The organism is Kineococcus sp. NBC_00420 (assembly GCF_036021035.1).
Lineage (GTDB): Bacteria > Actinomycetota > Actinomycetes > Actinomycetales > Kineococcaceae > Kineococcus.
In genome coordinates this window covers 1391423-1414326 of record NZ_CP107930.1, presented here as the reverse complement: position 1 = coordinate 1414326, position 22904 = coordinate 1391423, and the positions used below count along the sequence as shown (strand labels likewise).

Below are 22904 nucleotides of genomic sequence, written 5' to 3'. Positions count from 1 at the left end.
GACGACGCGCACCGGCGTTCGTGCCCAGCACGGGCTGACCGGCCCGCCGGAGGGCAGGATGATCCTGTGCAACGCGCTGCCGACCGCGCCGGGAGACACCCGGCCCACGATCCCTCCCGCCCCTACGTCTCGCCGGCGCTCCGCCTCGCGGCCGACTGGTCCTGGCGGTTCATCGCCGTCGTCGGCGCGGTGGTCGTCCTGGCCTACGGACTGAGCTTCGTCAGCGAGATCCTCATCCCCGTCCTGGTGGCGCTGCTCATCACCGCGCTGCTCGGGCCGCTCGTCGGCCGCGCGAACCGCCTGGGGGTGCCGCGCCCCGTCGCCGCCCTCGTCATCCTGCTGCTGGCGCTCGCCATCGTCGCCGGCCTCGTCACGCTCATCTCCACCCAGGCCGCCAGCGGGTTCGGCGACCTGTCCGACTCCGCCACCGAGGGCGTCGGCGAGGTCGAGCGCTGGCTCTCCAGCGGCCCGCTGCACCTGTCGTCGTCGGCGATCTCGGGCTACGTCGACCAGGTGGAGACGGCGATCTCCGACAACCGCGAGGCCATCGTCTCGGGGGCGACCTCGGTCGCCACCACGGCCGGGCACCTCGTGGCCGGCTTCTTCATCACCCTGTTCGCGACCTTCTTCTACCTGCTCGAGGGCCGTCGGATCTGGTCCTGGTTGCTGCACCTCATGCCGCAGCCGGCCCGCGACCCCCTCGACGACGCCGCCCGCTCGTCGTGGCTGACCCTCGTGCACTACATGCGCGCCACCGTCATCGTCGCCTTCGTCGACGGCGCGGGCGTGGCGATCGGGGCGGCCATCCTGCAGGTGCCGCTGGCGGTGCCGCTCGGTCTCGTCGTGTTCCTCGGCGCGTTCATCCCGATCGTCGGGGCCCTGCTGTCCGGCATCGTCGCCGTGCTCGTCGCGCTCGTGGCCCAGGGGCCCGTCGTCGCGCTCATCATGCTCGGCGTGATCATCCTGGTCCAGCAGGTCGAGAGCCACCTGCTGCAGCCCTTCCTCATGGGCCGGGCCGTGGCCGTGCACCCGCTGGCCGTGATCCTCGCCGTCGCCGGCGGGGCGACGGTCTTCGGGATCGTCGGTGCCCTCTTCGCCGTGCCGCTCGTCGCGGTGCTGAACACCGGCGTCTCGGCGCTGGCCCGCTCGGGGAGACCCACCGAGGAGGTCGCGGAGATCGACGCCTCGGACGCGCCGCTGGCCCCCGACACCCCCGCACCCAACGACGCCTCCGAGCACCTCGACGACGAGAGCGCGCCGGACGTCAAGCGCTGAGGCTGGTCCCGGGGCGGTGGGATCGTTGCCTCCCCGAGGTCACCAGACGACCTCGGGGAGGCAACGATCCCACCGGGAGCCGCAAGCCTCAGGCGTGGAACGGCTCGCTGCTGAGGATCTTCACGGGCACCTTCTTGCCGCTCGGCGCGGTGTAGGCGACCTCGGTCCCGGGCTGCTTGCCGATGATCGCCGCGCCCAGCGGCGACTTCTCGCTGTACACGTCGAGACCGGCGCCGTCGCCCATCTCCCGGCTGCCGAGCAGGAAGACCATCTCCTCGCCGGCCAGCTCGACCGTCACGACCGAGCCGAGGGTGACCTCGCCGGCCACCGACGGCGGGGCCTCGCCGACCTGCGCGGTCTCGAGCAGGTGACGCAGCTGACGGATGCGCAGCTCCTGCTTGCCCTGCTCCTCCTTGGCGGCGTGGTAGCCGGCGTTCTCCTTGAGGTCGCCCTCCTCGCGCGCCTGCTCGATGCGCTTGGCGAGCTCGGTGCGGCCTTCCCCGGCGAGGTGGTCGTACTCCGCCTTCAGCCGGTCGAAGGCGTCCTGGGTCAGCCACGTCACGCTGCCGGTGGTCGTCTCGCTCACGGTCTGCTCCCTGTCACGTGCCCCGGGCGGGCCTGGTGCCCTCCCGCAAACAATCGAGTCGCCGGCCCCGCGACCGCGGGAGCGAGCGACTCGAATGGGCCAGCTTAGTCCTCGAACCGGGACGGCTCCACTGCTACTCCACCGTGCTGCAGGACTCCACGCCCACCGTCACGGCCCGCGACGTCGTCCTGACCTGCACCGACTCCTGGACGTCGCGCTCGTTCGAGGCGGGGACGTCGACCTGCAGCAGCCCCACCTCGGAGGACCCGTCGTCGAGGGCGTGCACCTGGCAGCGCACGGCCGTCCCCGGCTCGCGGGTCACGCTGAAGCGGATCTCGGCGGTCCGGTCGTCGACGATGGTGTGGCTGATCTCCTGGTACGCCGCGCCCGAGGACTGCGCCACCGAGATCCAGACGCCGTAGGCGATGACCAGCACCGCACCGACGATCGCGGCGCCGAGGCGCACCGGGCTGCGGTACCAGGGCCTGCCGGTGCGCCGGGGACGACGTCCGTAGCGTTGCGCGAGCACGTCGGGGGGAAGGTCCCGGGGCGCCTGGCGGCTGGACACGGTGAGCTCCTGGGGTGACGGGCGAGGGTGGTGCTCGCGGGGCGGGACGGATCGGCGAGGATGGACCCCGATCGTCCCACCCGCCCGGCGCGGGAGGGGACGCAGAGGGCGACAGGTACACGGGGAAGAGGGATCAAGGTGGCGGAGACGTTGCGGCTGATGGCTGTGCACGCCCACCCGGACGACGAGTCGAGCAAGGGTGCGGCCTCGATGGCGCGCTACGTCTCCGAGGGGGTCGAGGTGCTGGTCGTCTCGTGCACCGGCGGGGAGCGCGGCGACGTGCTGAACCCGCGGCTGAAGGAGAACGCGTCCCTGCTGCGGGACATGGGCGAGTACCGCCGCCACGAGATGGCCGAGGCCGCGCGCATCCTCGGGGTGCAGCACCGCTGGCTCGGCTACGTCGACTCCGGGTTGCCCGAGGGCGACCCGCTGCCCCCGCTGCCGAGCGGGTGCTTCGCGCTGACCCCAGAGGAGTTCACCGTCGACGCGCTGGTCCACGTCGTGCGCGAGTTCCGTCCGCACGTGATGACGACCTACGACGAGTCGGGCGGCTACCCGCACCCGGACCACATCATGACCCACGTCGTCTCCCGCGCCGCCTTCGACGCCGCCGCGGACCCGGCGAGGTTCCCGCAGGCCGGGGAACCGTGGCAGATCTCCAAGCTCTACTACCACGCGAACTTCTCCCGGGCCCGGATGCGCACCTTCCACGAGGCGCTGCTCGCCCAGGGCAAGGAATCGCCCTTCGCGGAGTGGATCCAGCGCATGGACGACGAGGCGGCGAACCCCGACGCCCCGAAGCGCACCGAACTCGAGATCACCACCCGGATCGAGTGCGCGGACTTCTTCGAGACCCGGGACCGGGCGCTGCTCGCGCACGCCACCCAGATCGATCCCGACGGCTGGTTCTTCGGGGTCCCGATGGAACTCCAGCGCGACCTGTGGCCGACCGAGGACTACCACCTCGCGTTGAGCCACGTCCCCACGACGACCCCCGAGGACGACCTGTTCGCCGGGCTGCGGGACGGCGCGTGATCACCGCCCTGCTGATGGCGGCGACCCCGTCGCCCACGTCGACGACGACCAAGACGGTCGACGCGAACCTGGTCACCCCTGGGTTGTGGGGTTTCCTGGCGCTGTTCTTCCTGGCGCTCGCCGTGTACCTGCTGGGCCGCAGCATGGCCCGGCGGGTGCGCTCGGTGAACCAGCGCGCGCGCCTCGAGGAGGAGGCGGAGGCCGAACGCGCCGCCGCCGAGTCCGAGGAGGTCGCGGTGCGACGCGCCCACGCCGCCGACGCCTCCGCCGGCGACGAGGAACCCCCGGCTCAGGGCTGAGCCCGCACCGCGGTCGCGTGGTCGGGACGGGCCAGGTGCTCCTCGACCGCGGCCAGCACCGCGACCACCGCACGGGCGGCGGTGACGTCCAGCGGGTCGGCGACCCCGGTCTCCGCCGCGGCGCGCAGCCGGTCCACGGCGCGGCGGAGACCTTCCTGCGGGGTCCCGTGGAAACGGGGTAGCTCGTGCCTGCCGCCCGGGCCCCAGACGGTCGCGGAGGACCCGCCCGTTCCCGGGGGCGCGGTGAGGGTCAACGACAGTTGCGTGCCGGCCCCGTTCGCGTGTTCCAGCGAGACGGTCACGGCGTCGCGCACGCCCCGTCCGGCGGCGACGCGGCTCACCGGGCCGAAGAGTTCGTGGACGATCGACAGCGCGTGCGGTCCGGTGTCCCAGGACCCCAGGCTCGCCCGGCGCCACGGGGAGTCGCCGTACGGGTTCCCCGGAGTGTCGATGCTCCCCGCCCACCGGAACACCCCGCCCTCCCACGGGCCGTGCTCGTCCGCGAGTTCCCGCATCCGCGCCAGCCAGTCGGTGATGTCCGGCTGGAACAGGTAGGTCAGGTAGGTGATCGAGGCGACGCCCGTCTCCCGGGTCGCCGCGACGACGTCGTCGGCCGCGGCCAGGTCGAAGGACAGCGGTTTCTCGAGGAGCAGGTGCCTGCCGCGCCGTGCCGCGGCGGCGGCCAACGGGGCCTGGACGTCGGGGGGCAGGGCGATGGTCACCGCGTCGACGGCGTCGAGGAACGCGTCGAGGTCGTCGAACCCGGAGCCGCCGTACTCGTCCGCCGCCGCGCGGGCCTTCGCGAGGTCGCGCCCGTGGAACCCCACCAGTTCCACGTCCGGGTGCTCCTGCAGCGCCGTGCCGTGACACGTGCGGGCCCAGTACCCGGTGCCCAGGACACCGAAGCGCACCGGCGCGCTCACGGTGCCTCGACCAGTTCGACCAGCGTCATCGTCCGCAGCATGACGAAGCAGATCCGTCGGCCCCCGAACGCGACGGCCGGGACCGGCGGCGAGACCACCCGCGCCCCCACGGCCTGGAACTGCGCGACGCTGTCGTCGAAGGTGGGCGTCTCGTAGGCCTGCTGGTAGATCCGGGCCGGCCCCTTCAGCCACGGGTCCAGCGTCGTGCTGCCCACGAGGTTCACGAGGAGCTCGACGCGCGGCTGTCCCGGTGCGACGAGGAAGCGGCCCCGGACGCCCTGCGTCGGGTCCTCGAAGTCGGGACCCTCCGGGGTGTAGCCGAGGAGTGCGTACCCGGCCTGCTCCCGGTCCAGGTCGCGGCAGGCGACGCCGACGTGGTGGAACGTGAGCCCGGCGACGGGGAGCGGATCGGTCACGGGGAGACGCTACCGGCTGCCCCGGGAGGCGGGTCGGGCCCTGCGCGCCCGCCCTTGCCGCCGCCCGTCCCCGCCGCCGTCGGCGAGCCCGCGGGGGAGGGGCGTGACACCGTGAACCTCGTGCCGAACCGCCTCCACCGCTCCACCAGCCCGTACCTGCTCCAGCACGCCCACAACCCCGTCCACTGGCAGGAGTGGGGGCCCGAGGCCTTCGCCGAGGCCGCCGCGCGGGACGTCCCGGTCCTCGTCTCCACCGGCTACGCGGCCTGCCACTGGTGCCACGTCATGGCCCACGAGTCCTTCGAGGACCCCGAGACCGCGGCGCAGATGAACGCCGGGTTCGTGTGCGTGAAGGTCGACCGCGAGGAACGTCCCGACGTCGACGCCGTCCACATGGCCGCGACGACGGCGATGACGGGTCAGGGGGGCTGGCCGATGACGACGTTCTGCACCCCCTCGGGTGAGGTGTTCTACGCGGGCACCTACTTCCCGCCCCGGCCGCACCCCCAGCTCCCCTCGTTCCGGCAGGTCCTCGGTGCGGTCGGCGAGGCCTGGCACGAACGCCGCGAGGAGGTCCTGGCCTCCAGCGGACGGATCGCGGCGGCCCTCGGGTCGATGACCCCGTCCGCCGGGGAGGTTCCCGACGCCGCCGCGCTGGACCGCGCCGTCGACGCCCTCGCCGCCGAGGAGGACGTCGTCCACGGCGGTTTCGGCGGGGCGCCGAAGTTCCCGCCGGCGATGGTGGTGGAGTTCCTGCTGCGCCACGCCGCCCGGACGGGGTCCGAGGTCGCGGCCGGGCTGGCCGGGCGGACCCTCACCGCCATGGCCCGCAGCGGCATGGCCGACCAGGTCGGTGGCGGGTTCGCCCGCTACGCCGTCGACGCCGGCTGGGTCGTCCCGCACTTCGAGAAGATGTTGTACGACAACGCGTTGCTGGCCCGTGCCTACCTGCACTCCTACCGGGCCACGGGTTCCACGGAGCACCGCCGGGTCGCCGCGCAGGCGTGCGAGTTCCTGCTCACCGACCTGCGCACCCCGCAGGGCGCGTTCGCCGCGTCCCTCGACGCCGACACCCCCGTGCTCGACGCCGACGGCACGGAGCACGCGGTCGAGGGTGCCACCTACGTGTGGACCCCGGGCGACCTCGTCGAGGTCCTCGGCCTCGACGACGGGCCCTGGGCCGTCACCCTCCTCGGCGTCACCGAACAGGGGACCTTCGAGCACGGCACGTCGACGGCCCGGCTCACCCGGGAGCTCACCGGCGACGAGGCCGGCCGCTGGCACCGGGTGCGGGAGCGGCTCGCCGCGGCCCGCACCGACCGTCCGCAACCCGCCCGTGACGACAAGGTCGTGCTGGCCTGGAACGGGTTGGCCGTCGCCGCCCTCGCCGAGGCCGGCGCGCTCCTCGCTCGCCCGGACCTGCTGCTGGCCGCCGACGAGGCGGCCCGCTTCCTCCTCGAGGTCCACCGCACCGACGACGGCTGGCGCCGGGTCTCGCGCGACGGTGTCGTCGGCCGACCCGCCGCCGTCCTCGAGGACCTCGCCGACCTGGCCGAGGGGCTCCTCGCCCTGCACGCGGCGACGGGGGAGCGCCGCTGGTTCGAGGTCGCGCGCGACCTGGGCGAGGAGGTCCTCGCCCGCTTCACCGGGGCGGACGGGTCGTTCCTCGACGTCGCCGACGTCGACCCGGCGCTGTCCGCCGCCCGCGGTGGCGCGGGTGCCCCCTCCGACCCCTCCGACGGGGCCACCCCGTCGGGGACGTCCGCGGCGGCGGGCGCCCTGCTCAGCCTCGGCGCCCTCACCGGCGAGGCCCGGTTCCGCGACGGTGCCCTGCGCGCCCTCGCCACCGTCGGGGCGCTCGCGTCGGCGTCCCCGAGGTTCGCCGGCTGGGGCCTCGCCGTCGCCGAGGCGTTGGCCGACGGTCCCCGCGAGGTCGCCGTCGTCGGCGAACCCGGCGATGCGGGGACCGCTGCGCTGCACCGCACGGCGCTCGCCGGAACCGCCCCGGGGCTGGTGATCACCCGCGGGGTTCCCGGCGACTCCGTACCGGAACTGCTGAAGGACCGGGCCCTCGTCGGCGGTCTCGCAGCGGCCTACGTCTGCCGCGGCCAGGTCTGCGACCTGCCCCGCACGGAGGTGGCGGAACTCGCCGCGGTGCTGGGGGTCAGGCGCTGACCCGGTAGGTCGCCAGCGAGATGGCGACGTAGTGCGCCGCGAAGGCGACGACGGTGAAGGCGTGGAACACCTCGTGGAACCCGAACCAGCGGGGACTCGGGTTCGGGCGCTTCGTGCCGTAGGCGAGGGCACCGAGGCAGTAGAGCAGCCCGCCGACGCCCACCAGCACCGCGACGGCCATCCCGCCGCCCCTCCCGAACGCGGGCAGGTACCCGACGGCCACCCAGCCGAGCGCCACGTACGTGGGGGTGTAGAGCCACCGGGGCGCACCGATCCAGAACACCCGGAACGCCACCCCGGCCAGCGCCCCGGCCCAGACCAGGACGAGCAGGAACCGCGCCCTGCCCTCCGGCAGGGTGGCCACCGCCAGCGGGGTGTACGTGCCGGCGATGAGCAGGAAGATGTTGCTGTGGTCCATGCGCCGCAGCACGGCCTCCGCGCGGGGCGACCACGTCCCGCGGTGGTAGACCGCGCTGGTGCCGAACATCAGGGCCGCGGTGAGCGCGAAGACCAGGGTGGCGACCCGGGTCCTCGGGGTCGGGGCCAGGCAGACGAGGGCGGTCCCCGCGACGAGCACCGCGGGGAACGTCCCGGCGTGCAGCCACCCCCGCAGTCGGGGTTTCAGCCTGGCGCGCGCCGCCGCGGTCTCGTGGGGGAGGTCCACCGTCATGTCGCGACGGTACGTGCCGGACCTGTGCCCACGAGACCGCCCGTGCTCAGGAACCGAGAGCGGCGTTCATGTTCGCCGCGAACTCCTCGGGGGTGATCGCCAGGCCGAAGAGCTTCTCGATGTTGTCGAGCAGCGTCTCGGCCTCGGTGGGGGAGAGCGCCTGGTCCCAGGACTGCTGGAAGGTCTTCGCCCCGGACGCCGTGTCGTAGACGAACTGCAGCCACTTCTCGTCGTCCGACCCGGCGAACATGCTGTCCGAGCCGTTGACGATGGGTACCGAGCCGCTGTCGACCCAGGCCTTGGCCGTCGCGTCGGTGACCAGGCCCTCCGCGAAGAACTTCTTCGCCGCGGTCTTGGCCGCGTCGCTCGCCTTCGAGGAGAGCGCGTAGTACGAGGACGGGTTGCCGACGGTGTTCGTCGGGTCGCCCGCACCGCCCTCGACCGTCGGGAAGGTCGACCAGGCCAGGTTCCCCTTGGACACGAAGTCGCCGCCGTCGGTCTTCATCGACGCGTAGGTCCACGCTCCGTGCAGCATCATCGCGGCCTTGCCCGTGTAGAGCAGGGCCTGGTCGGCGTTGGAGTCGGCGGTGATGGAGGCGAAACCCTTGATGAACCCGTCGGCCTTCACCAGGTCCTGGACCTTGGTCAGCGCCTCGATCGCGGCGGGCTGCGACCAGGCGTCCGGCTTCCCCTCGTAGATCGACTGGAAGAGTTCCGCACCACCGATGCGGTCGAAGAGGAACTCCAGCCACATCATGTTCGTCCAGCGCGACTGCCCGCCCAGGGAGAACGGTGCGATGCCCGCGGCGTTGAACACGGGGAGGAGGGCCATGACCTCCTCCCAGGTGGTGGGGATGTCCTTGCCGACCTTCGCGAACAGGGTCTTGTTGTAGAACATGACGATCGGCGAGACGTTCTCGCAGGGGACGGCGTAGATCTTGTCGTCCACCGTCGCGGCCCCGAAGGCGCTCTCGAACAGCTTGCTCTTCAGGTCCGCGTTCTCGCTGAAGAACGACGTCAGGTCCTCGACCTGGGAGGCCTCCACGTAGTTGCGCAGACCGCCACCGCCCCAGGTCCAGATGATCGTCGGGCCCTGGTTCGCCCCGATGGCGGTCCGGATCTTCGACTTGAACGCGTCGTTCTGGAACGACGACATCGTCAGTTCGCTGTCGGGGTTCGCCTTGTTGAACGCCTTGATCGAGTCGGTGCGGATCCCCTCGGCGGGCTGGCCGGTCAGGATCCAGATGGTGGTGCCGTCCCCCCCGCCGCTGCTGCCGGCGGCCTGCCCGGGGCCGCTGTCCCCGCAGGCGGTCAGCACGCCGACGCCGAACGGGGCCGCGAGGGCGAGGGTGAGGAGGGAGCGACGGGACGTCGTGGCCATGGGGTCTCCGGTGTGCCGAGCCGCGACGTCGCGGCTGTTGCGCCTCCGCGGGCCGCAGCCCCTGGAGGACCGACGTCCTCGTCGGTCCTGCGAGCGTAGTCGACGCTGTCGGCACGCGGTCAAGGATCGCCACACGACCGGGCGTGGGAGCGTTCACGCCGAGGTATACGGTGAGCGCCGATGGGCCTCCGTGATCTCCTCTACAGCGCGTACGGGCGGCGGCTGGAACGGTCGCTCGACTCCGACGCGCTGCCCCGTCACGTGGGGATCATCCTCGACGGGAACCGTCGCTGGGCCAAGGCCTTCGGCGCGCCCAGCTCGCACGGCCACCGCGCCGGCGCCGACAAGGTCGTCGAGGTCATGGACTGGTGCGCCGAGGAGGGCATCGAGGTCGTGACCCTCTACCTCCTCTCCACCGACAACCTCAACCGCGCGGCCGAGGAACTCGAACCCCTCATCGAGATCGTCGAGGACGCCGTGGCCCGGGTGGCCGCGACCACGCGCTGGAAGGTCCACCCGGTCGGCTCCCTGGACCTGCTGCCCGATCCGAGCGCGGCCCGGTTGCGCGAGCTCGCCGAGGCCACCGCCGGCATCACCTCCGGGGTCGTGAACGTCGCCATCGGCTACGGCGGCCGGCAGGAGATCGCCGCCGCCGTCCGCGCACTGCTGCTGGAGCACGCCGCGAAGGGGACTTCGCTGGAGGAGCTGGCCGAGGTCCTGGACGTCGAGCACATCGCCGCGCACCTCTACACCAAGGGCCAGCCCGACCCCGACCTCGTCATCCGGACGTCCGGCGAGCAGCGGCTGTCCGGGTTCCTGCTGTGGCAGAGCGCGCACTCGGAGTTCTTCTTCACCGAGGTGCTCTGGCCCGACTTCCGCAAGGTCGACTTCCTGCGGGCGCTGCGCGCCTACGCCGCGCGCGAACGGCGCTACGGCGCCTGAGGGCCGGCGGCCGCCGCGTCACCACGTCATCGCGTCATCGCGTCGCCACGCCATCACGTCACCGGCCGGTCACCGACTCGTCACCTCCGTTCGTGTGTCGGGCAGCGTGTTCGCCCCCGTTCGCCGGCCTGCGGGGGATAGCGTCGGCTTCAGCCGGGTGGCGTCCGCCACCCGCTCGGGAGGTCGCCGTGCGTGCTGTCCAGCGCAGCGGGGAGGCCCGGTCCCGGGTCGCCCGCAGGGTGACCTGAGGTCCCGGTCCGCCGCTGCTGAAGGGGGGTCCGGGCGTGGACGCGCTCCGGGCTCCCGAGAACGGGAGACGTTCGTGGTCACCAGCTCCAGCCCCGCCGCGCCGCACACCGCAGTCCCGACCAGCGGGAGCCCCGCACGTGCCGGGGCGGTGAAGCCCGATCCGACCCGCCGGACCTTCGTCCTGGACACCTCCGTCCTCCTCTCCGACCCCGCCGCCCTGACCCGCTTCGCCGAGCACGACGTCGTCCTGCCGCTCGTCGTCGTCAGCGAGCTCGAGGGCAAGCGCCACCACCCCGAACTGGGCTACTTCGCCCGCGAGTCCCTGCGCCGCCTGGACGACCTGCGGGTGGAGTTCGGCCGCCTCGACGCCCCGATCCCCGTCGGTGACCTCGGCGGGACGCTGCGGGTGGAGCTGAACCACTCCGACGTCTCGAGCCTGCCGTCCTCGCTGCGCAACGGTCCGCTCGCGACGGCGGGGGACACCCGCATCCTCGCCGTGGCGCGCAACCTCGCCGACGAGGGGCACGACGTCACCGTCGTCTCCAAGGACGTCCCGCTGCGCATCAAGGCGTCCGCGGTCGGGCTGACCGCCGACGAGTACCGCGCCGAACTGGCCCCCGACTCCGGCTGGACCGGCGTGGTGGAGATGACCGCCACCGCCGAGGAGGTCGCGACCCTCTACGAGAACGGCGTCCTGGAGAACGCCGAGGTCCGCCAGCTGCCGGCCAACACCGGTGTCGTGCTGTCCTCCCCGCGTGGGCACGCGCTGGGCCGCGTCACCGCGGACAAGCAGCTGCGGCTGCTCAAGGGCGACCGCGAGGCCTTCGGGGTCCGCGGTCGCTCGGCGGAACAGCGCATCGCCCTCGACGCCCTGCTCGACTCCACCGTCAGCATCGTCTCCCTCGGCGGCCGGGCCGGGACGGGGAAGTCGGCGCTCGCGCTCGCCGCGGGGCTGGAGGCCGTCATGGAACGCCGTGAGCACCGCAAGGTCGTCGTGTTCCGTCCGCTCTACGCCGTCGGTGGCCAGGAACTGGGCTACCTGCCCGGCAGCGAGGCCGAGAAGATGGGGCCCTGGGGCCAGGCCGTCTTCGACACCCTCGAGGCGCTGGTCTCCCCGCACGTCCTCGAGGAGGTCGTGGAGCGGGGGATGCTCGAGGTCCTGCCCCTGACCCACATCCGGGGCCGGTCGCTGCACGACTCGTACGTCGTGGTCGACGAGGCGCAGTCGCTGGAACGCAACGTGCTGCTGACCGTCCTGTCCCGCATCGGGCAGAACTCCAAGGTCGTCCTGACCCACGACGTCGCCCAGCGCGACAACCTGCGGGTCGGTCGCCACGACGGTGTCGCCGCCGTCGTCGAAGCGCTGAAGGGGCACCCGCTGTTCGCCCACGTGACCCTCACCCGCTCCGAGCGCTCGCCCGTCGCGGCTCTGGTGACGGAGCTCCTCTCGGACTTCGGGGCCTGAGAGGACGGGAGTGACGGGTGGTTCCTGCCACAGGCTCGCCCAGGTGACGGGAACCATCCGGGCGCTCATAGCGTCAAACCCCCCGATAGGGGTACGAACCGTGTGAGATGTTCCACAAAAGTCTACGGATCGTTGCGGTCACGTGACCTCACCGTGACGAAACGGGTGATCGCGGTTTGCTTCGACCCCCGTCCGCGGGGCACCGTCCTGGTCGACAGCACCTCCTGAGCGCTCGACCGACCGGACGCACGCAGCGTCCGACGGGTCGACCGGGTCCCACGGTGGCGTTCCCAGCGGAACGACGCGACCCGACGCTGGAGGTGGACGTGTTCGACCGGGCGTGGCCGGGCGATCGTCGGAAGGCCTGGCTTGCCGCCCCACCGCACCAGCGAGCTCACGGACGAGCAGACCCCCACCACCGCACCGAGCACCCGCAGGGAACGCCGCACCCGTCCGTCGCGTCGGCGCTTCGCCCGGATCGCCGCCCCCGGCGTCGTCGCGGTCTCCGCGTGCGTCCTGGCCGGTGCCGCCCTCACGTCGGGTCCGGCACCGAAGGCCGAAGCGGCCGTCCCGGACCGCATCCTGCAGGCCGCCGAGGCGCAGCGTCAGACGGCGACGTCGACCGCGTGGTTCGAGCAGGCCGGTGTCCGCGCGGGCAGCGACCAGCGCGTCGCCCAGGAGCAGGCGGCCGCGGAGGCCGCTGCCGAGGCCGAGCGCCTCGCGGAGCAGGCCCGCCAGCAGGCGGCCGCCGAGGCCACCCGCAACGCCCAGCGCGACCCGCAGTCCATCGCCAGGATCATGGTCGCCGACCGCGGCTGGGGCGAGGAGCAGTTCTCCTGCCTGGACTCGCTGTGGAACAAGGAGAGCGGCTGGGACTACACGGCCGACAACCCCGGCTCGAGCGCCTACGGGATCCCGCAGGCCCTCCCCGGCTCCAAGATGGCCTCGGTCGCCGCGGACTGGCAGACCAACCCGGTCACCCAGATCACCTGGGGCCTGAACTACATCGAGAGCCGCTACGGCTCCCCGTGCAGCGCCTGGTCGCACTCGCGGTCCAGCAACTGGTACTGAGTCCGACCCGCTGAGCCCGACCCGCTGAACCACCCGTGACGCCCGACCCGCCCGGAGACTCCGGGCGGGTCAGCCGTCGTGGTGGACGGAGGGTCGGCCGCCGCCGCAGGGGCACCGGAACAGCCCGCAGAGCGCGCGGACGACGTCGTGCTCGTGGCGCACGGGCTCGGGGAACCCCGCGCGCAGCGTCGTCGTCCCGGAACCGATCGTCGCCAGGACGTCCAGGCCGTAGCGGTCGACGCCGACCACGGCGACCTCGCGGGTCTCACGCGCCTGCTCGGCCGGCAGGGTGTCGAGCACCCAGCCGACGAGGGCGTCGCGGTGCTCGTCCTCCAGGTGGGCGACGATCCCGTCCTCGTCGTCGTAGAGCGGGTCCGGCGCGGCCGCGGTGAACTCCTCGTCCTCCAGCAGGTGCACGCCCGTGGCCGTCGTGACCCGCACGTCGGCGACCTCGAGGCGCCAGACGAGCCGGGTGCTGCCGACGTCCAGCAGGGCGCCGAGGGGCCGCACGGCGGCCGCGGTCTGGGCCACGCGCCGTTGGTCGGCGGGCAGGATCGACTCGACCCAGCCCGTCACGCAGAGCCGCGCACGGGGCAGGGCGGCCTGCCCCGGCGGCACGTCGAGCACGTCGAGGACGGCGGGGACGCCGCTCCAGCGGGCGTCGGTCTCCAGGTCGAGCAGGCGCCGGTGCAGGGCGGAGCCGTCCTCCAGGAGGAGCAGCAGGCCGCCCCAGGCGTCGGTGAGGTGCTGCACGGGGTAGGCCTCGGTGCGCGACGGCGCGGCCCGGCCGCGCCGCTGCGGGACGGCCTCGGCGAAGACCTCGGCCTCGTCCGTGCCGTGGCGGTGGTCGTGGCCCTCGTCCGGGTGGTGGGGGCAGCCCTGGTGGGTGCGCGGCAGGTGCAGCGTCCCGGTCACCGTCCCGACGGCGAGGGTGCGCGCCCACTGCGCGGGGGAGGGCCGGGTGAGCGCGCCGGGGGTCGGCGGGGCCTCCGTCGTCGGAGGCACCCCCTCGGAGGCCGTAAGGTTGGAGGCGGTGCGTTCCGAACCCCCCGATCCTCGGGGGGCTGGTGCCGTGGTCGGCTGGGTCCCCTGGATCCGGTGGTTCACAGTGCCTCCTCGTTGCGCGATCGTCCTGACCCTCTCGAGTGCTTCTCGACTGAGGACAGGCTCACCTTACGATCAGGAGAGTGGAATGAACAACGCCCGACCCAAGGTGCGCATCAGCCGCGCACTCGGGGTGGCCCTCACGCCGAAGGCCGCCCGCTTCATGGACCGCCGTCCGTACCCCCCGGGCATGCACGGCCGCAAGCAGAAGAAGGCGTCGGACTACGCGACGCAGCTGCGCGAGAAGCAGCGTCTGCGCTTCCAGTACGACGTCAGCGAGACCCAGCTGCGTCGTGCCTACGACCTCGCCAAGCGCAAGCCCGGCAAGACCGGTCAGAACCTGGTGCAGTTGCTCGAGACGCGTCTGGACGCCGTCGTGTGGCGTGCCGGCTTCGCCCGCACCATCTACCAGGCTCGCCAGATGGTCACGCACCGCCACATCGTCGTCGACGGTCGCCGCGTCGACCGTCCGTCGTTCCGCGTCGTCGTCGGCCAGACGATCGAGGTCGCCCCTCGCTCGAAGACCAAGACGCCGTTCATCGTCGCCCGTGAGGGCGGCTGGAGCGACAACGAGATCCCGGGCTGGCTGGCCGTGGAGCGCGAGGACCTCACCGCCACGGTGAACGCCCTCCCGGTCCGCGAGCAGATCCCCGTGACCTGCGACGAGCAGCTCGTCGTCGAGTACTACTCGCGCTGACCTGCCGCACCCTTCTCAGGGCGTCGATCCCCCCGGGGGTCGGCGCCCTGCGTCGTTCCCACCTGCTGCCCGAGGTCGTCGCCGACGAGGGCGAGCTTCGCGATCGCGGCCAGGGAGAACTGGGCGGCGTCGTTCGTCGACAGGGTGGGCGCCTCGTCCGCGGCCCGGAACACCTCCGGGGGTTCGAGGTGGACCCGGGCGAAACCCTCGTCGCGGAGGAACTCCCGCTGCGGTGGAACCCCGAGCGTCGCCCCGGTGGGCAGTTCCGCCGGGGGCTCGTCGTCGATCCAGCGCAGCGGGATCCGGTGCATCACAACCTCGGGGAACCGCGGTGCGCGAGGGAGGCCTCGTCGAGGTCGAGCTGTTCCAGCGCCTCGCGCACGGCGTCCTCGGTGAGTTCGCCGTTGTCCTCCGCGCTGAGCAGCGCGCCGCGCTGGGCCGCGATCATCCGCCGGCGCACCTCGACGCTGCGCTTCGCGATCCGACCCGTCCCCTCGTTCTCCTCCTGTTCCGAGGCGCGGACCTGCGCCATCCGGTCGGCGCGCTCCAGGAGGGCGTCCACGACCGCGCGTTCGCTCGGGTCGGTCGCCTCCTCGCGGGCGCTGCGGAGCACCTCGAACATGGTCTGCCGGGCGACGTCACGGGCCTTGTGGCGCTGTTCCGCGCGCCAGTGCTGCTCCTGGGAGGTGTCGAGGTCGAGACGGCGGATGAGCGGCGGCAGGGTCGACCCCTGCAGCAGCAGGGTGCCGACCGCGACGACGAACGCGAGCACCTGCAGGTCGGCCCGGTGCGGGAACGACTCGGGGATCCCGGCCGCGGCCGCCAGCGTCACGACCCCGCGCATCCCCGTCCAGGCGATGACGACGTCCTCGGCCACGGTGAAGTGCTGACCACCCGCGGAGAACCTGCCGTGCAGCACGTTCCGCATGAGGAAGCCACCGGCCACGACCCAGACGACGCGGACGAGGACGACCGCGGCCAGCACCACCAGCCCCGCGACGAGCAACGACCAGGCCCGGGCGCCGTCGGTCACGGCGTCCTGCAGCAGGAAGTGGAACTGCAGGCCGAGGTAGGCGAAGACGAAGGCCTCGAGCAGGACGTCGACGATGTTCCAGACCTCGCGCTCGGAGAGCCTCGTCGCGTAGGCGGCGGCCAGCGAGTGCCGGGACAGCACGAAACCCGCGGTCACGACGGCGAGCACCCCGGAACCCTCGACGGCCTCGGCCACGGCGTAGGCGGTGAACGGGAGCAGGACGGCGAAGGCCGTCATGAGCGAGGGCTCGCGCAGGCGGGCTCGCACCCCCGCCGCGAGGTGGCCCAGCGTCCACCCCACCGCGAGCCCGATCGCGGAGGTGACGAGGAAGAACAGGAACGGGTTCTGCACGATGTCGTCGTTGTCCGCCGAGGCCGACGCGATCGTCACCGAGAACAACGTGAGGGCGGCCGCGTCGTTGACGAGGCTCTCGCCCTTCAGCGTGTCGAGCACCCGCGACGGCAACCCCAGCCGCCCGCCGATCGCGACCGCGGTGACGGCGTCGGGTGGGGCGACGACGGCGGCCAGCACCAGGGCCATCGACAGCGACACCCACGGGATCATCAGGCTGGCGACGAACCCGACGACCGCGGTCGTGACGACGACGAGCAGCACCCCGAGGTTGGTGATCGAGCGCCACCGGCGCACGAAACCCCGCCAGGAGAAGTCCTGGGTGGTCGAGAACAGCAGCGGGGGCAGGACCACCGAGAGGATGACCTCGGGGGAGAGTTCGAGGCGCGGCAGACCGGGGACGAAGGAGATCCCCGCCCCCGCGAGGGCCAGGGCCAGGGGCGCCTGCCACCCCCGCCGCGCGGCGACGATGGTCAGCGCGAGCGCGGCCAGCATGACGACGAGGACCTGGGCGAACACCCCGCGATCCTCCCGCGAGGACCGAGCCGACGACCAGCGGGCCCGGTGCTCGGGCAGGCGAACCCGCCCGAGCGCCGGCGCGCGTCAGGGGTGGGTCAGGGGTGGGTCATGGACATGACGTCGAGGGCCCGGTCGAGCTGCTCCTCGGTGACCTCGCCGCGTTCGACGAACCCGAGGTCGATCACGGCCTCGCGCACCGTCGCCCCCGTGGCGACGGCGTGCTTGGCGACCTTGGCGGCCGCCTCGTAGCCGATCACCCGGTTCAGCGGGGTGACGATCGAGGGCGAGGACTCCGCGAACCGGCGGCAGGCCTCGACGTCGGCCTCGAGTCCGTCGATGGTGCGGTCGGCCAGCAGCCTGGAGGCGTTGCCCAGCAGCCGCGCGGACTCGAGCACGTTGCGCGCCATCACCGGGATCTGGACGTTGAGCTCGAACGCACCGCTGGCACCGGCCCAGGTCACGGTGGCGTCGTTGCCCACGACCTGCGCGCAGATCATGAGCGTCGCCTCGGGCACGACGGGGTTCACCTTGCCGGGCATGATCGAGGACCCGGGCTGCAGGTCGGGCAGGCGGAGTTCGCCGAGACCCGTGCGGGGACCGGACCCCATCCAGCGCAGGTCGTTGCAGACCTTGGTCAGGCTGACGGCGACCACCTTGAGCGCACCGGAGAGCTCGACGAGCGCGTCCCGGGCGCCCTGGGACTCGAAGTGGTCCTCGGCCTCGGTGAGCGGCAGTCCGGTGTCCGCGGCCAGCAGCTCGATGACCCGCTGCGGGAACCCGGGTGGGGTGTTGATGCCGGTGCCGACGGCCGTGCCCCCGAGCGGGACCTCGGCGACGCGGACGACGGTGGCCTCGACGCGCTCGATCCCGCGCTTGACCTGCGCGGCGTAGCCGGCGAACTCCTGGCCCAGCGTCACGGGGGTCGCGTCCATGAGGTGGGTGCGCCCCGACTTCACGACGTCGGCCCACTCGTCCGCCTTGCGGCGCAGCGACGCCTCGAGGTGGCGCAGGGCCGGGACCAGCTCGTTGACGACGGCGGCGGTGGCCGCGACGTGCACGGACGTCGGGAACACGTCGTTGGAGGACTGGGAGGCGTTGACGTGGTCGTTGGGGTGCACGGGGGAGCCGAGGCGCTCCGTGGCCAGCGTCGCGATGACCTCGTTGGCGTTCATGTTCGAGCTGGTGCCCGACCCCGTCTGGAAGATGTCGACGGGGAACTCCGCGTCCCAGCGCCCGGACGCGACCTCCTCGGCCGCGTCGGCGACGGCGCGGGCGAGATCCTGCTCGAGGACGCCGAGTTCGGCGTTGGCCAGCGCGGCGGCCTTCTTGATGCGGGCGAGCGCCTCGATGTGGGCGCGTTCGAGGCCCGTCCCCGACAGCGGGAAGTTCTCGACCGCCCGCTGCGTCTGGGCGCGGTACTTCGCGGCGATCGGGACCTTGACCTCCCCCATCGTGTCGTGCTCGATGCGGAACTCGGTATCGGACGCTTCGACGTCGGATGCTTCAACAGGGGCTTCACTGGCCATGCCCCCATCCTGCCGGGTCGCACACCGGCGCCTGCAGCCGGTGGCGTGGATCACGGGCAGCTCACGATCCGCCGACACCGTGATCTCCCACGTGCAACCTGTGGACAGCAGGTGTAGAGATGCTGCACAGCAACAACGGACGATGGGGTCGAAGGAGGGGCTGTGACATCCCGAAGGCGCATCCGGTGGACGGCGTTGGGCGCAGGCGCCCTGCTGGCCGGGAGCCTCGCCGCGTGCGGGGGATCGAGCACGGCGTCGGGTGCTCCGACGCTCAACTGGTACATCAACCCCGACAACGGGGGGCAGCAGAAGATCGCCCAGGACTGCAGCGCGCAGTCGAACGGTCAGTACTCCATCGAGGTGTCCATCCTGCCGAGCGACGCCGCCCAGCAGCGTGAGCAGCTCATGCGCCGCCTGGCCGGGAACGACACGTCCATCGACATGATGAGCCTCGACCCGGTCTTCGTCCCCGAGACGTCCGAGGCGGGTTTCCTCGCCCCGGTTCCCGAGGACCTGCAGCAGAAGTGGTCCGACGGGGTCGTCGAGGGCGCGGTCACGGGCGCGACCTGGAAGGACCAGCTGGTCGCCGCCCCGTTCTGGGCGAACACCCAGTTGCTCTGGTACCGCAAGTCCGTCGCCCAGGCCGCGGGCCTCGACATGACGAAACCCGTGACCTGGGACCAGCTCATCCAGGCGGCGAAGGCGCAGAAGACCGCCATCGGCGTCCAGGGCCAGCGCGCGGAGTCCATGACGGTCTGGGTCAACGCGATGATCGCCTCCGCCGGGGGCAAGGTCATCGAGAACCCCGACGCGAAGGGCCCCGACATCGAGCTCGGGCTGGAGTCCGACGCGGGCGAGGCGGCCGCCAAGGTGATGCAGGACATCACCGCGGCCGGAGTCGGCGGACCCGGGATCGACAACCGCGACGAGGCCGCGACGGCGAACCTGTTCCAGCAGGGCGGCGCGGACTTCATGGTGAACTGGCCGTTCGTCTACGCGCAGGGCAAGTCCGCGGCCGACGAGGGCACGATGGACCAGGCGATCTTCGACGACTACGGCTGGACGACCTACCCCGCCATGGCGGAGGGGAAGGCCGCCGCACCGCCGCTGGGCGGGATCGACGTCGGTGTCAGCGCGTTCAGCGAGCACAAGGACGCCGCGTTCGCGGCGGTGTCCTGCATCGTCTCGGAGCAGAACCAGGCCGCGTACATGGTCTCCGACGGGAACCCGGCTGCCTTGGAGTCGGTCTACGACGACCCGACGGTCCAGGAGGCGTACCCGATGTACGACACCATCCGCACCTCCCTGCAGGCCGCGCAACCGCGACCGCAGACCGCGTACTACAACGAGGTCAGCCAGGGCATCGCCGACCAGTGGCAGCCGGTCTCCGGCGTCTCGGACAGCACCCCCACCTCGTCGCAGAAGTACATCGGCGAGGTCCTGAAGGGGGAGAAACTGCTGTGAGCACGACGGAGACCCGTTCCACGGGAGGGGTGTCGGTCACCAAGCAGGTGTCCGGCAAGCCCCGCATGACCGACAAGACCCGCGCCGAGGCGCGACTCGGCTGGTACCTCGCCGGTCCCGCGTTCGTCATCCTCGTCGCCGTCACCGGCTACCCGATCCTGCAGGCGCTCTACGAGTCCCTGTTCAGCTTCCGCCTGACCGCCCCGGCCGACCGGGAGTTCATCGGCCTGAAGAACTACGGCGTCATCCTCAGCGACAGCCTGTGGTGGAAGGCGCTCGGCAACACGGCGATGATCACGGTCGTCACCGTGGCCGTCGAACTCGTCATCGGGTTCGCGCTCGCCATGGTCATGCACAAGGTGCTCGGCTGGCTGCGCCCGATCGTGCGCACGGCCATCCTCATCCCCTACGCCGTCATCACGGTCGTCTCGGCCTACGCCTGGCAGTACGCGTTCGGGTTGACGACGGGGTTCATGAACACCGTCCTCGGCCTCGGCGACTACGACGTCTTCGCGCACAAGTGGAGCGCGCTGGCGGTGATCTGCCTCTCCGAGATCTGGAAGACCACCCCGTTCATCTCGTTGCTGCTGCTGGCCGGCCTCGCCCAGGTCCCCTCGGACATGACCGAGGCCGCGAAGGTCGACGGCGCGACGGCGTGGGAGCGGCTGTGGAAGGTGACGCTGCCGAACATGAAGGCCTCGATCATGGTGGCCCTGCTGTTCCGCGCGCTCGACGCGTTCCGCATCTTCGACAACGTCTACATCATGACCAACGGCGCGGCAGGGACCGAGACGGTCTCCTCGCTGGCCTACAACCAGACGATCAGCCGGCTCGAGATCGGTCTCGGGTCGGCGGTCTCCGTGTTGTTGTTCGTGTGCGTCCTGGCGATCTGCTTCGTCGCCATCAAGGTGTTCAAGGTCGACCTGGCCCGGGCGAGAGGGGAAGGCTGATGGGTGCGATGTCCACGAAGGAGAAGACCGGCTGGTACGTCGGTGCCCTCCTGATCGTGCTGTACGCGATCGTGCCGGTGCTGTACATCGTCTCGATGAGCTTCAAGTCCGAGACGGCGCTCAGCGACAAGCAGTTCTTCCCCTCGGACTGGACCTGGACGAACTACTCCGGGATCTTCGCCGGGAACGGGTCCGACCTGTTCCTCCCGGCCCTGCGGAACTCGATCATCACCTGCCTGGTGGCGACGCTGATCGCCGTGGTGCTGGCGATGTTCGCGGCCTACGCCATCGCCCGGCTGAACTTCCCGGGCAAGCGAATCGTCCTGACCAGTGCGCTGGCCGTCGCGGTGTTCCCGGTCATCACGATGGTGACGCCGCTGTTCAACCTGTGGCGCCAGATCGGCCTCTACGACACCATCCCCGGCCTGGTGATCCCGTACCTGGCCCTGACGCTGCCGATCTCCATCTGGACCATGTCGGCGTTCTTCCGCGGGATCCCGTGGGACATGGAACAGGCGGCCCAGGTCGACGGGGCGACGAACTGGCAGGCGTTCCGCAAGGTGATCGTCCCGCTGGCGGCCCCGGGGGTGTTCACGACGGCGATCATCGCGTTCTTCATCGCCTGGAACGACTTCGTCTTCGGGATCTCGCTGACCTCCACGAAGGCGGCGCAGCCGGTGCCGGCAGCGCTGTCCAGCTTCACCGGGTCCAGCTACTTCGTCCAGCCGACGGGCGCCATCTCGGCGGCCGCCGTCATCGTCACCATCCCCGTCGTCATCCTCGCGCTGGTCTTCCAGCGCCGCATCGTGGCGGGTCTCACCAACGGCGCCGTGAAGGGTTGATCAGCAGATGGCTCGCATCGAACTGAAGAACATCGTCAAGCAGTACGGCGACGGGTTCCCGGCCGTCAACGACATCAGCCTGGACATCGCCGACGGGGAGTTCGTCATCCTCGTGGGACCGTCCGGCTGCGGGAAGTCGACGCTGCTGCGGATGATCGTCGGGCTGGAGGACATCACCTCCGGGGACCTGCTCATCGACGGCAAGCGCGTCAACGACCTGGCCCCGCGCGACCGTGACCTGGCGATGGTGTTCCAGAACTACGCGCTCTACCCGCACCTCACGGTGGGGGAGAACATCGCCTTCCCGCTGCGGCTGAACCACTCCAAGGTCCCGGAGAGCGAGATCAAGGAACGTGTCCAGCGGGCCTCGGACATGCTGGAGCTGAACGAGCACCTCGACCGCAAACCGGCGAACCTCTCCGGTGGCCAGCGCCAGCGCGTCGCGATGGGGCGCGCGATCGTGCGCGACGCGAAGGCCTTCCTCTTCGACGAACCCCTCTCGAACCTGGACGCGAAGCTGCGCGGTCAGATGCGCACCGAGATCGCCCGCATGCAGCGTTCGCTGGCCACGACCACGGTCTACGTCACCCACGACCAGACCGAGGCCATGACCCTCGGTGACCGCGTGGCCGTCCTGCGCAAGGGGATCCTGCAACAGGTCGCGAGCCCGCGGGAGCTCTACGAACAGCCCGTCAACCTCTTCGTCGCCGGGTTCATCGGCTCGCCGCCGATGAACTTCCTGCCGGCGCGGGTGGAGGGGGACGTGCTGAAGCTCCCCTTCTGCGACGTCCCGAAGCCGGCCGCGGTGGGGGCGGAGCACGACGGCAAGCTGCTCATCGTCGGAGTGCGCCCGGAGCACTTCGACGACGCCGACGTGACCGACGCCCCGGCGGGGGCGATGACCTTCCAGGCGCAGGTCGACGTCACCGAGTGGCTGGGCAACGAGCTCTACGCCTACGTGCCCTTCGAGGCGGCCGACGAGACGAAGCAGCAGCTCGCCGAGCTCGACCGCGAGCTCGACGGGGAGAGCATGCGCAGCCAGCTCGTCGTCACCCTCGACGCCATGAGCAGCGTGCGCGACGGCGACACCGCGGAGCTGTGGTTCGACCCGCAGCGGATGCACGTCTTCGACCCCTCCAGCGGCGCCAACCTGACGCGCGACGAGGCGAAGGCCAAGAAGATCGGCGAGCAGTCCGAGGCCCTGCGCAGGCGTTCCCTGGAACGCGCCCAGAAGAACGCGCAGAAGACCCCCGCCCACGCCTGAGCCCCGCCCGTGATCTTGCTGGGGGCCCAGCAAGATCACGGGTGGGTGGCGTTGAGTGATTGCGAATCACGCTGCGTCGATAGTGGCGTGGCGCAGCCC

Annotated in this window: 22 protein-coding genes; 12 read left to right on the top strand and 10 right to left on the bottom strand. The window is 71.8% G+C overall.

Annotated features, from left to right (window positions below; genetic code table 11):
• Window positions 1-66: 66 nt before the first annotated feature.
• The gene (locus OG218_RS06860; RefSeq protein ID WP_328292459.1) at window positions 67-1275 is read left to right on the top strand and encodes an AI-2E family transporter; all 1209 of its coding nucleotides are present in this window, start codon (window positions 67-69) and stop codon (window positions 1273-1275) included.
• Window positions 1276-1363: 88 nt separating this feature from the next.
• Here OG218_RS06860 and greA read toward each other — a convergent pair whose 3' ends face one another.
• Together greA and OG218_RS06850 are read right to left on the bottom strand one after the other, a co-directional pair.
• A complete protein-coding gene (gene greA, locus OG218_RS06855; protein WP_328292458.1) occupies window positions 1364-1861 on the bottom strand; it encodes a transcription elongation factor GreA in 498 nt (165 codons plus the stop codon).
• A gap of 133 nt (window positions 1862-1994) precedes the next feature.
• Window positions 1995-2429: a DUF4307 domain-containing protein gene (locus OG218_RS06850; protein WP_328292457.1), complete on the bottom strand. Its 435-nt coding sequence runs from the start codon at window positions 2427-2429 to the stop codon at window positions 1995-1997.
• 138 nt (window positions 2430-2567) lie between these two features.
• Between OG218_RS06850 and mca the strand changes: the two genes are divergently transcribed.
• Together mca and OG218_RS06840 are read left to right on the top strand one after the other, a co-directional pair.
• Entirely contained in the window at window positions 2568-3464 is an 897-nt protein-coding gene (gene mca, locus OG218_RS06845; protein ID WP_328292456.1) for a mycothiol conjugate amidase Mca, read from the top strand.
• Window positions 3461-3763: a hypothetical protein gene (locus OG218_RS06840; protein ID WP_328292455.1), complete on the top strand. Its 303-nt coding sequence runs from the start codon at window positions 3461-3463 to the stop codon at window positions 3761-3763. Before mca ends, OG218_RS06840 begins: the two co-directional genes overlap by 4 nt.
• Here the strand turns inward: OG218_RS06840 and OG218_RS06835 are convergent.
• Both OG218_RS06835 and OG218_RS06830 read right to left on the bottom strand, forming a co-directional pair.
• Window positions 3754-4686 (bottom strand): Gfo/Idh/MocA family protein, encoded by a 933-nt coding sequence (locus OG218_RS06835; RefSeq protein WP_328292454.1) that lies wholly within the window; start codon window positions 4684-4686, stop codon window positions 3754-3756. The genes OG218_RS06840 and OG218_RS06835 overlap by 10 nt on opposite strands.
• Window positions 4683-5102: a VOC family protein gene (locus OG218_RS06830; protein ID WP_328292453.1), complete on the bottom strand. Its 420-nt coding sequence runs from the start codon at window positions 5100-5102 to the stop codon at window positions 4683-4685. Before OG218_RS06830 ends, OG218_RS06835 begins: the two co-directional genes overlap by 4 nt.
• A 120-nt stretch (window positions 5103-5222) precedes the next feature.
• Here OG218_RS06830 and OG218_RS06825 point away from each other — a divergent pair, with 120 nt between their 5' ends.
• The gene (locus tag OG218_RS06825) at window positions 5223-7277 is read left to right on the top strand and encodes a thioredoxin domain-containing protein (RefSeq protein WP_328292452.1); all 2055 of its coding nucleotides are present in this window, start codon (window positions 5223-5225) and stop codon (window positions 7275-7277) included.
• On the opposite strand, the gene trhA is transcribed toward OG218_RS06825, so the two are convergent.
• Together trhA and OG218_RS06815 are read right to left on the bottom strand one after the other, a co-directional pair.
• The gene (trhA, locus tag OG218_RS06820) at window positions 7267-7947 is read right to left on the bottom strand and encodes a PAQR family membrane homeostasis protein TrhA (RefSeq protein ID WP_328292451.1); all 681 of its coding nucleotides are present in this window, start codon (window positions 7945-7947) and stop codon (window positions 7267-7269) included. The two genes, OG218_RS06825 and trhA, sit on opposite strands and share 11 nt — an antisense overlap.
• A gap of 46 nt (window positions 7948-7993) precedes the next feature.
• The gene (locus tag OG218_RS06815) at window positions 7994-9328 is read right to left on the bottom strand and encodes an extracellular solute-binding protein (protein WP_328292450.1); all 1335 of its coding nucleotides are present in this window, start codon (window positions 9326-9328) and stop codon (window positions 7994-7996) included.
• 180 nt (window positions 9329-9508) lie between these two features.
• On the opposite strand from OG218_RS06815, the gene OG218_RS06810 reads away from it, so the two are divergent.
• The 3 genes from OG218_RS06810 (at window position 9509) to OG218_RS06800 (ending at window position 13055) form a co-directional block, all read left to right on the top strand.
• Window positions 9509-10270, top strand: coding sequence for an isoprenyl transferase (locus tag OG218_RS06810; protein WP_328292449.1), 762 nt, complete (start codon window positions 9509-9511; stop codon window positions 10268-10270).
• 322 nt (window positions 10271-10592) lie between these two features.
• On the top strand, window positions 10593-11984 hold the full coding sequence (locus OG218_RS06805; RefSeq protein ID WP_380161332.1) for a PhoH family protein: 1392 nt from the start codon (window positions 10593-10595) through the stop codon (window positions 11982-11984).
• Between the two features lie 369 nt (window positions 11985-12353).
• Window positions 12354-13055 (top strand): hypothetical protein, encoded by a 702-nt coding sequence (locus tag OG218_RS06800; RefSeq protein WP_328292447.1) that lies wholly within the window; start codon window positions 12354-12356, stop codon window positions 13053-13055.
• Window positions 13056-13124: 69 nt separating this feature from the next.
• On the opposite strand, the gene OG218_RS06795 is transcribed toward OG218_RS06800, so the two are convergent.
• Window positions 13125-14060, bottom strand: a complete 936-nt coding sequence (locus OG218_RS06795; RefSeq protein ID WP_328292446.1) for a DUF2470 domain-containing protein — start codon at window positions 14058-14060, stop codon at window positions 13125-13127.
• A 187-nt stretch (window positions 14061-14247) separates the two neighbouring features.
• Between OG218_RS06795 and rpsD the strand changes: the two genes are divergently transcribed.
• Window positions 14248-14856 carry a 30S ribosomal protein S4 gene (rpsD, locus tag OG218_RS06790; RefSeq protein WP_328292445.1) on the top strand — a complete coding sequence of 203 codons (609 nt, stop codon included), beginning with the start codon at window positions 14248-14250 and terminating at the stop codon, window positions 14854-14856.
• Here the strand turns inward: rpsD and OG218_RS06785 are convergent.
• The 3 genes from OG218_RS06785 to OG218_RS06775 form a co-directional block, all read right to left on the bottom strand.
• Complete coding sequence (locus OG218_RS06785; RefSeq protein WP_328292444.1) at window positions 14844-15167, bottom strand: exo-rhamnogalacturonan lyase family protein; 324 nt, start codon at window positions 15165-15167, stop codon at window positions 14844-14846. The genes rpsD and OG218_RS06785 overlap by 13 nt on opposite strands.
• Entirely contained in the window at window positions 15167-16759 is a 1593-nt protein-coding gene (locus OG218_RS06780) for a cation:proton antiporter (RefSeq protein ID WP_328292443.1), read from the bottom strand. The genes OG218_RS06785 and OG218_RS06780 overlap by 1 nt, the downstream gene beginning before the upstream one ends.
• Window positions 16760-16854: 95 nt before the next feature.
• Window positions 16855-18285, bottom strand: coding sequence for a class II fumarate hydratase (locus OG218_RS06775; protein WP_328292442.1), 1431 nt, complete (start codon window positions 18283-18285; stop codon window positions 16855-16857).
• Between the two features lie 162 nt (window positions 18286-18447).
• Here OG218_RS06775 and OG218_RS06770 point away from each other — a divergent pair, with 162 nt between their 5' ends.
• From OG218_RS06770 to OG218_RS06755, 4 genes are read left to right on the top strand one after another with little or no spacing between them, the layout of a single operon-like run.
• Complete coding sequence (locus OG218_RS06770; protein ID WP_328292441.1) at window positions 18448-19749, top strand: extracellular solute-binding protein; 1302 nt, start codon at window positions 18448-18450, stop codon at window positions 19747-19749.
• Window positions 19746-20699, top strand: a complete 954-nt coding sequence (locus tag OG218_RS06765) for a carbohydrate ABC transporter permease (protein ID WP_328292440.1) — start codon at window positions 19746-19748, stop codon at window positions 20697-20699. The genes OG218_RS06770 and OG218_RS06765 overlap by 4 nt, the downstream gene beginning before the upstream one ends.
• 8 nt (window positions 20700-20707) lie before the next feature.
• Window positions 20708-21541, top strand: a complete 834-nt coding sequence (locus tag OG218_RS06760; RefSeq protein ID WP_442906468.1) for a carbohydrate ABC transporter permease — start codon at window positions 20708-20710, stop codon at window positions 21539-21541.
• A gap of 7 nt (window positions 21542-21548) precedes the next feature.
• Window positions 21549-22805 (top strand): ABC transporter ATP-binding protein, encoded by a 1257-nt coding sequence (locus tag OG218_RS06755; RefSeq protein ID WP_328292438.1) that lies wholly within the window; start codon window positions 21549-21551, stop codon window positions 22803-22805.
• The last annotated feature ends 99 nt before the right edge of the window (window positions 22806-22904 follow it).